Below are 7,657 nucleotides of genomic sequence, written 5' to 3' on the forward strand. Positions count from 1 at the left end.
AACTGCGGACGCATTTCGCCGCGCTGGCCGACGAGCTTGCCAAGGACGAGGACGCGATCGTCTCCGAACTCGCCGAGGCGCAGGGCGCACCGGCGGATATCGGCGGCTACTACCTACTCGACGACGCCAAGGTCACCGCGGTCATGCGGCCGAGCAAGACGTTCAACGAGGCGCTGGCGGCTGCGCGGGGCTGATTCAGTCCACCAGGCCGCGCAGCGTCTCGATCAGCTTGACGCGCTCGTGGGCGGTGGCGGCGACCGGCACCACGTTCAGCGTCGTCACCCCGGCCTCCCGGAACGCGGCGATCCGTTCCTTGACGAATCCCGGCGACCCGATCAGCGAGACGTCGCGCACCAGGTCGTCAGGCACCGCCTTGGCGGCTGCTTCCTTGTCGCCGGCCAGGTAGAGCTCCTGGATCCGGTCTGCTTGCGGTCCGTAGCCGTACCGGGTGGCCAGCGTGTGGTAGAAGTTCTTGCCCTTGGCGCCCATGCCGCCGATGTAGAGCGCCAGATGTGGCTTGACGATTTCCCTCAGCGGCTCGACGTTGTCGCCGATCGCCAGGGTCGGCCCGGCGAAGACCTCGAGGTCGCCCAGGGCGGGGTCACGCTTGGCCCGGCCGGCGTCCAGGGCTTTGCCCCAGACATCCTGCGCCTTCTCCGGCAGGAAGAAGATGGGCTGCCAACCTTCGGCGAGCTCAGCGGCCAGCTCGACGTTCTTCGGTCCCAGTGCCGCGATCAATATCGGGATACGTTCCCGCACGGGCTTATTGATCAGCTTCAACGACTTGCCCAGGCCGGTGCCCTTGCCGGCGGGCAGCGGGATCTCGTAGTGCTCGCCCTGATACTGCAGCTTCTCGCGACGCCACACCTGGCGGCAGATCTCGATGACCTCGCGGGTGCGCGCGATCGGAGCGTCATAGCGAACGCCGTGGAAACCTTCGATGACCTGAGGGCCCGAAGCGCCCAAGCCCAGGGTGTATCGGCCGTCGGAGACGTAGTCCAGACCGGCTGCGGTCATCGCGGTCAGCGTGGGCGTGCGGGTGTAAAGCTGGAGGATGCCCGACGCAAGCTCGACACGATCGGTGCTGGCCGCCAGATAACCGAGCGCACTCACCGCGTCGTACGAATACGCCTCGGGGACGAAGACGATGTCCAGCCCGGCACGTTCGAGGTCGGCCACTTCGGCGGCCACCTCCTTGAAGCCGCCCGCGTAGTTGATCCCTAGTCCGATTCGCATGTCTGGCTGCTCCCTATGGCTCTAAGTGAACTGGTTGGCCAGTTCGACGGCTTCGGACTGGATTCGCGGAAACTGTGCGGCCATCGCTTCGGACAACGCCTTCGCACCGGAAAGCGGTCGCACCATCACCTTAAAGTCATCGATCAGGCCGTCGTCGTTGACGTGGATGAAGTCGCAGCCGTTGACGGTCACATCGGGCGCACCCACGATGCCGGTCTCGAACTCCAGCGCGTGGTTGTCGCCGTCGTGGATTTCGCGCACGTAGCGGAAGTTCTCGAAGACCCGCAGCACGCCGGTCAGGATCGCCGCGGTGATCGGCTTGCCCTCGTAAGGCTTGAACGCCACCGGGCTGGTGAACACGACGTCGTCGGCGAGCAGGGCCGCGATGGCCGCCTCGTCGTGCTCTTCGACCGCCTTGCGGAAGGGATGCATCGGAGACCTCGAATGCTCAATTGGTTGGGTAAGTGTGCTCGACAGTAGAGCGTTCGATGGGCCTGGCGTCGTGCCGGTGATCGCCCTGCTAGCTGGCCGGCGGATCGACCGCGTGCGGGCGCTCGATGTACTCGGACAAGAAGTCTGCGATCACCGCGGTGACTCGGGCCGGTGCCTCGAACATCGGGATGTGCCCGACGCCGTCGAGTTCGGTGATTCGGGTTCCCGGGGGCAACTGGGCCTGAAAGTAGCGGTGCGAGCGCGGCGCGGGGAACACCCGGTCCTTCTGGCAGAGCACCAAATGCGCGGGTACCGCGGTCTGGGCCAGTTCGAGCAGTCCCGGCTGCAGCAGCGACTTGACCAGCAGCTGGAAGTAGGCCGGGCAGTGCGCCACGTCGTCGACGATGGCCGCCAGGTGTTCGTCGGTGACACCGTCGGGTGTCCCGCTGATCGGCAGCGTGGCCAGTTGCCGGGTGAATGGGAGGCCTAGCGCCCTGGGCCCCAGTAACCGGGCGAATGCCCAGAACGGCATGCCCGACACGAACTTCGCGATCACCTCGAACTTGGCCGGGGCCCAGCGGGTCCAGCCGCCGGCGGGGGCGATACCGGTGACGGTGCGGGCCCGTCCGCGGCGCTCCAGCTCGAACGCCACCCAGCCGCCGAGTGAATTGCCGACGATATGGGCGGTTTCCCAACCCAATTGGTCCAGCTGTCGCTCGACGTGGTCGGCCAGCACCGCCGAGCTCAGAAACCAGGTGCCGGACTTGGGGCCGCCGTGGTGGCCCGCCATCGTCGGGGCGAAGACCTCGTAAGAGCCGGTGTCGGCCAGTTGCCGGGCGACGTCGTTCCAGACCAGCTGCGAGATCAGGAACGGATGCAGAAGTAGGACCGGTTCGCCGGAGCCGAGATGAATGGGCGCGCGGTTGGTCATGCAGCGACAGTAAAGGCGATACCGGCGGTACTGCAAGAAGTGCCGGTCGCGGCGTGAAAAGATTGGACCACCATGACTACCGCCTCTCGATCCAGCCGGGTTTTCTCCGGTGTACAGCCCACCTCCGATTCGCTCCATCTGGGAAATGCGCTGGGGGCAGTCAGCCAGTGGGCCCAGATGCAAGACGACCACGACGCGTTCTTCTGCGTCGTCGATTTACATGCCATCACGATTCCGCAGGATCCGGAGACACTTCGGCGTCGCACCCTGCTCACCGCCGCCCAATATCTGGCACTGGGCGTCGACCCGGCCCGCAGCACGATCTTCGTGCAGAGCCATGTCCCGGCCCACGCGCAGTTGGCCTGGGTGCTCGGCTGTTTCACCGGGTTCGGTCAGGCGTCCCGGATGACCCAGTTCAAGGACAAATCGACGCGTCAGGGCAGTGACGCCACGACTGTGGGTCTGTTCACCTATCCGGTGCTGCAGGCCGCCGATGTGCTGGCCTACGACGCCGAGTTGGTGCCGGTCGGCGAGGACCAACGCCAGCACCTGGAGCTGGCCCGCGACGTCGCGCAGCGGTTCAACAGCCGCTACCCGGACACATTCGTGGTTCCCGAGGTCCTGATTCCCAAGGCCACCGCAAAGATCTACGATCTGCAGGACCCGTCGTCGAAGATGAGCAAGTCCGCCGCCACCGATGCGGGCCTGATCAGCTTGCTCGACCTTCCGGCGCTGTCCGCCAAGAAGATTCGTTCCGCGGTGACCGACAGCGAGCGGGAGATTCGCTACGACCCGGAGACCAAAGCCGGCATCTCGAACCTGCTGACCATTCAGTCCGCAGTCACCGGCGTCGACATCGGCAAGCTGGTCGACAGTTATACCGGAAGGGGTTACGGCGACCTGAAGAAGGACACCGCGGAAGCCGTCGTCGAGTTCGTGACCCCGATCAAGACCCGGGTCGACGAATTGCTCGCCGACCCAACCGAATTGGAGGCAGTGCTGGCCGCAGGTGCGGCACGGGCCGAGGACGTCGCCGCCAAGACGATCGACCGCGTCTATGACCGGCTCGGATTCCTGCCGAGACGTCCCTAGCTGGTTGTCATGACCGATCCGGCCAAGCCAGGGATTCTCGATCGACTGCGGACCCGGTACGCATGGTTCGACCACGCGATGCGGGCCAACGACTGGTTCGACGACTGCCGGGGCAATTTCTTCGCGGCCGGTCTGACCTACTACACGATTTTCGCGTTGTTCCCCTTGCTGATGGTCGGTTTCAGCGCCGCCGGGTTTCTGCTCGCGCGCCGGCCCGACATGCTGCAAGCGATCGACGACAAGGTCAGGCACGCGGTGCCCGGTGCGTTGGGGCAGCAGATGCTCGACCTGATGAATTCGGCGATCGAAGCGCGGGCGTCGGTCGGAGTGATCGGTTTGGCCGTCGCGGTGTGGGTGGGGCTGAACTGGATGAGCAATCTGCGGGTCGCGCTGACCGAAATGTGGCGCCAGGCCGACGGTTCGCGCGGATACCTGCGCACCAAAATCTCCGATCTGGGGGCGATGGTGTCGTCGTTCATCGCGATCTTCGCGATGGTGGCACTCAGTGCGCTGGCGGGTGCGGCGCCGATGGCCCGGCTGTTGCACCTCGTGGGTCTGCACGGCCTGCCGGTGTTGGACGCGGTCCTGCGAGCCGCGTCGGTAGTGGTGTCATTTCTGTTGTCGTGGTTGGTGTTCAGCTGGATGATCGCTCGGCTACCGCGAGAGCCGGTCAACTTTCGTAGTTCGGTTCGGGCGGCGTTGCTCGCGGAGATCGGCTTTGAGCTGTTCATGGTGGTGGGAACCATCTACCTGAGGTCGGTGCTGCGCAGTCCGGCCGGCGCCACCTTCGGTCCGGTGCTGGGGCTGATGGTGTTCGCCTACATCACCGCGCGGCTGCTGCTTTTTGCGACGGCGTGGGCGGCGACATCGAATGGCCAACCGCCGGTGGACCGCGAAGAGCCGGCGCCCGAAGTACCCGAGATCGCAGTGAACATCCCCAAGTTGCCCCCGGCCGACGGTCTCAAGGCGCGGCAGGCGATGACCGCTGTGGTGGTGGGCGCCGTTGGCGCACTAGGGCTTTCGCGTCTGATCCGCCGCGAAAAAGAGGACTAGCCGACCAGCTTCAGCCCGGCGATGCAGCCGACCACACCGGCCATCAGCAATACTTTGACCGGCGAGGCGGTCTCTTCACCGGTCAGCGGCGCGTACCCGATGGTGAGCACCGCGCCGATGCCGACCCAGACCGCGTAGCTGGTTCCGGTGGGCAGGGTGCGCATCGCAAACGCCAGTCCTGCCATCGCACGCCAATTCTCAACCTTCGTCGACCCATTCGCCCCCGGACATCACCCGGCATTTCGTGTAATCCGGACCCAGCAGAACAAGATTGGCGTCGCCGCCCACCCGCAGAGCGCCGGCCCGCTCCAGCCCGAGCACCCGGGCCGGCGTCGTCGACGTCATCCGCACCGCCGCGATCAGCGCGGCGTCGCGGTCGGTGCCGAGGCGGGCGGCCACGCCGAAGATTCGATCCATGGTCGCGGTGCTCCCGGCGATCGTCGAGGTGCCGTGCACCCGCGCGATGCCGTCGAGCACCTCAACGGCGACCGAGCCCAGCCGATATCGACCGTCGCTCGCGCCGGCCGCGGCGGTGGCGTCGGTGACCAGCGCGATCCGGCCGGCGCCCGCGGCCTGAACGGTCGTGTGCATCACCGCGGGGTGGATGTGGACGCCGTCGGCGATCAACTCCACCGTTACCCGGGGATCCTCCAGCAGGGCCGCAACGGGACCCGGGTCGCGGTGGCGCAACGGCCGCATGGCATTGAACAGATGCGTGCCGACGGTGGCACCCAGTCCGATCGCGTGCCGGGTCTGCTCGTAGGTCGCATCCGTATGGCCAAGCGCCACAATCACTCCGGCGTCGACCAGCCGGGTGATCGCGTCGTCGCTGCCGCGGCGCTCGGGTGCCAGGGTGACCATCCTGATCGCCCCGTCGCCGGCGGTCAGCAGCGCGTCGACCTCGGCCGGTGTGGCGTCACGCATCTGGGTGCGGTCGTGGGCCCCGCAGTGCGCGCTGCTCAGCCACGGCCCCTCCAGATGAATGCCGGCGATCACGCCGTCGCGCGTCGCCGCGGCGAGCCTGCGCACCGCCGCCAGCAGATCTTCCGGCGCCGCCGTCACCAAGCTGGCCAGCGTCGCCGTCGTCCCGCGCGCGCGGTGGAAACCCGCTGCCCGCCCCACCTCTGAGGCATCGCCGCCGATGTACGACGCGCCGCCGCCGCCGTGTACATGGATGTCCACGAAACCGGGGACCAGCGTCGCGTCCGGCACGTCGACATCAGGGGATCGCGGTGGCGGGCCCGCGCCGCAGCCCACGATCGTCGCGCCCACGGTGTGCACCCAGCCTGGCCGGCAGAGGTCTTGATCAAATACGACGGTCCCGGCGGCGATCAGCGGCACGCCGACACATCCGTTGCTGCGCTGGTGGTTTCATCGGGCCAGCGGCCGTTGTTTTCCCAGAAGCGGCGGATGTCTTCGAGCTGTCGGCCCTTGGTCTCCGGGGCGAACCGGTACACCATAACGAACCCGACAGTGGCGATCCCCGCGAAGACGGCGAACATGCCGGCGCCGCCGAGGCTGTCTAGCATGGTCAGGAACACGGACTCGATCAAGGCGTTGGCGGACAGATTCGCGGTGAGCATCGCGCTGGAGCCCAGCGATCGCAGGTGCGCCGGGAAGCTCTCGCCGGCGTACACCCAGACCAGTGCGCCGAAGCCGAAGGTGAATCCCATGGTGAACAACAGCAGACCGGCGTATCCGAAACCGGACACCGCGTCGGACTTTGCGGAGAATACGGCGATCAGCACCCCGTCGCCGAGGATCATCGTCGCGATGCCGCACAGCAGGATAGGCCGGCGGCCGACCCGGTCGACCAGCACCAGCGCGGTCAGCACGGCGGCCAATGACGCCACCTCCATCACCGCGGGCAACACCAGCAGGGCGAAATTGCCCTGAAAACCCATGGCCTGGAACAACAGCGGGCTGTAGTAGATGATCCCGTTGATGCCGCTCAGCTCGGCGAAGAAGCCGATCCCGACGACGAACAGGGTGGCGCGCAGATAGGGCAGGCGCAGCATCTCCAGGATCGATCCGCCCCGCTCTTCGGCCATGGCTTCGGAGATCTCGGCGAGCTCGGCGTCGACATCGCTGTTCGGCTCGATCCGCAGCAGCGATTTTCGGGCGTCGGCGTATCTGCCCTTGAACAGATACCACCGCGCCGTGTCCGGCGTGGAAGCCAACAGCGGAAGGACCAGCAGAGCAGGCACCGACGCCAGCCCAAGCATCCACCGCCAGCTGCCCGACTCCGCCAGCATGTACGCCGACAGGTAGCCGCTGATGATGCCGAGAATGGTCGCCACCTGGTAGGTGACCAGCATCGCGCCGCGGAGTCGGGCCGGCGCGGATTCGGCGATGAACACCGGCGTCACGGTGGCGGACAACCCGATCGTCATGCCGAGCGCCATGCGAGCCGCCATCAGCCACGGCATGGACGCCGCCGCGGCGCCCAGCAGCGAGAACACCGCATAGCCGCCGGCGACCAGCATCATCGACCGCTTGCGCCCGATCGCGTTGGCCAGGAAGCCGCCGCTGAGCGCGCCGCAGATCTCGCCGATCACCACCATCGTGGTCAGCAGTTCCTGCTTGCGGACGGTGAGGTTGAAGTCGTTGGTGATGAACAGCAGCGCGCCGGCGATGTTGGAGAGGTCGTAGCCGCAGATGATGCCGAGCGTCGCCGCGGTGACTCCGATCAGCAATCGGCGCCGTGACTGCAGAGACTCGCCGAGGCGGCTCACATTCTCCCCTCCGGGGTGGGCCGCCCCCGGTCCCCCCGCCGCTGCCTAGTGCTGCGGCCGTCGGTTCGTCGAACGCGCCACCATGATCAAGCCGAACACCACGACCGTACCGATCACCGCGACGCCGACCCTAACCGGCAAGGCGTCCGCTGCTGGTATCAACGCGGCCGCGTTTGCC

8 protein-coding genes and 2 pseudogenes are annotated in these 7,657 nt (G+C 66.8%); 3 read left to right on the top strand and 7 right to left on the bottom strand.

Annotated elements, in window-relative coordinates:
* On the top strand, positions 1-194 hold a 194-nt coding region (locus tag AC2VOU_RS03525; RefSeq protein ID WP_486956105.1), incomplete at its 5' end, for an NADP-dependent isocitrate dehydrogenase.
* A 1-nt stretch (position 195) separates the two neighbouring features.
* Here the strand turns inward: AC2VOU_RS03525 and AC2VOU_RS03530 are convergent.
* The 3 genes from AC2VOU_RS03530 to AC2VOU_RS03540 all read right to left on the bottom strand — a co-directional run bounded on the left by AC2VOU_RS03530 (position 196) and on the right by AC2VOU_RS03540 (position 2,599).
* On the bottom strand, positions 196-1,236 hold the full coding sequence (locus AC2VOU_RS03530) for an LLM class F420-dependent oxidoreductase (protein ID WP_486956106.1): 1,041 nt from the start codon (positions 1,234-1,236) through the stop codon (positions 196-198).
* 21 nt (positions 1,237-1,257) lie between these two features.
* Positions 1,258-1,668, bottom strand: coding sequence for a nuclear transport factor 2 family protein (locus AC2VOU_RS03535; RefSeq protein WP_486956107.1), 411 nt, complete (start codon positions 1,666-1,668; stop codon positions 1,258-1,260).
* Positions 1,669-1,756: 88 nt separating this feature from the next.
* Positions 1,757-2,599 (bottom strand): alpha/beta fold hydrolase, encoded by an 843-nt coding sequence (locus AC2VOU_RS03540; RefSeq protein ID WP_486956108.1) that lies wholly within the window; start codon positions 2,597-2,599, stop codon positions 1,757-1,759.
* A 72-nt stretch (positions 2,600-2,671) separates the two neighbouring features.
* Here AC2VOU_RS03540 and trpS point away from each other — a divergent pair, with 72 nt between their 5' ends.
* On the top strand, positions 2,672-3,691 hold the full coding sequence (trpS, locus tag AC2VOU_RS03545; RefSeq protein WP_486956109.1) for a tryptophan--tRNA ligase: 1,020 nt from the start codon (positions 2,672-2,674) through the stop codon (positions 3,689-3,691).
* Between the two features lie 9 nt (positions 3,692-3,700).
* The gene (gene yhjD / locus AC2VOU_RS03550; RefSeq protein ID WP_486956110.1) at positions 3,701-4,744 is read left to right on the top strand and encodes an inner membrane protein YhjD; all 1,044 of its coding nucleotides are present in this window, start codon (positions 3,701-3,703) and stop codon (positions 4,742-4,744) included.
* Here yhjD and AC2VOU_RS03555 read toward each other — a convergent pair.
* The 4 genes and pseudogenes from AC2VOU_RS03555 to AC2VOU_RS03570 all read right to left on the bottom strand — a co-directional run.
* Positions 4,741-4,932 (bottom strand): annotated as a pseudogene (locus tag AC2VOU_RS03555) (DMT family transporter); the annotation flags it as partial. The gene yhjD and the pseudogene AC2VOU_RS03555 sit on opposite strands and share 4 nt — an antisense overlap.
* Positions 4,933-4,942: 10 nt before the next feature.
* Positions 4,943-6,085 carry an N-acetylglucosamine-6-phosphate deacetylase gene (gene nagA / locus AC2VOU_RS03560; protein WP_486956111.1) on the bottom strand — a complete coding sequence of 381 codons (1,143 nt, stop codon included), beginning with the start codon at positions 6,083-6,085 and terminating at the stop codon, positions 4,943-4,945.
* A complete protein-coding gene (locus tag AC2VOU_RS03565) occupies positions 6,076-7,479 on the bottom strand; it encodes a sugar porter family MFS transporter (RefSeq protein WP_486956112.1) in 1,404 nt (467 codons plus the stop codon). Before AC2VOU_RS03565 ends, nagA begins: the two co-directional genes overlap by 10 nt.
* A 45-nt stretch (positions 7,480-7,524) precedes the next feature.
* Positions 7,525-7,657 (bottom strand): annotated as a pseudogene (locus AC2VOU_RS03570) (D-alanyl-D-alanine carboxypeptidase); the annotation flags it as partial.

This window comes from Mycobacterium sp. TH-M25, assembly GCF_057473665.1.

Bases quoted from the DNA above. Each gene is read 5' to 3' on its own strand.
- AC2VOU_RS03530 (WP_486956106.1), bottom strand. From the start codon at position 1,236: ATGCGAATCGGACTAGGGATCAACTACGCGGGCGGCTTCAAGGAGGTG.
- AC2VOU_RS03535 (WP_486956107.1), bottom strand. From the start codon at position 1,668: ATGCATCCCTTCCGCAAGGCGGTCGAAGAGCACGACGAGGCGGCCATC.
- AC2VOU_RS03540 (WP_486956108.1), bottom strand. From the start codon at position 2,599: ATGACCAACCGCGCGCCCATTCATCTCGGCTCCGGCGAACCGGTCCTA.
- trpS (WP_486956109.1), top strand. From the start codon at position 2,672: ATGACTACCGCCTCTCGATCCAGCCGGGTTTTCTCCGGTGTACAGCCC.
- yhjD (WP_486956110.1), top strand. From the start codon at position 3,701: ATGACCGATCCGGCCAAGCCAGGGATTCTCGATCGACTGCGGACCCGG.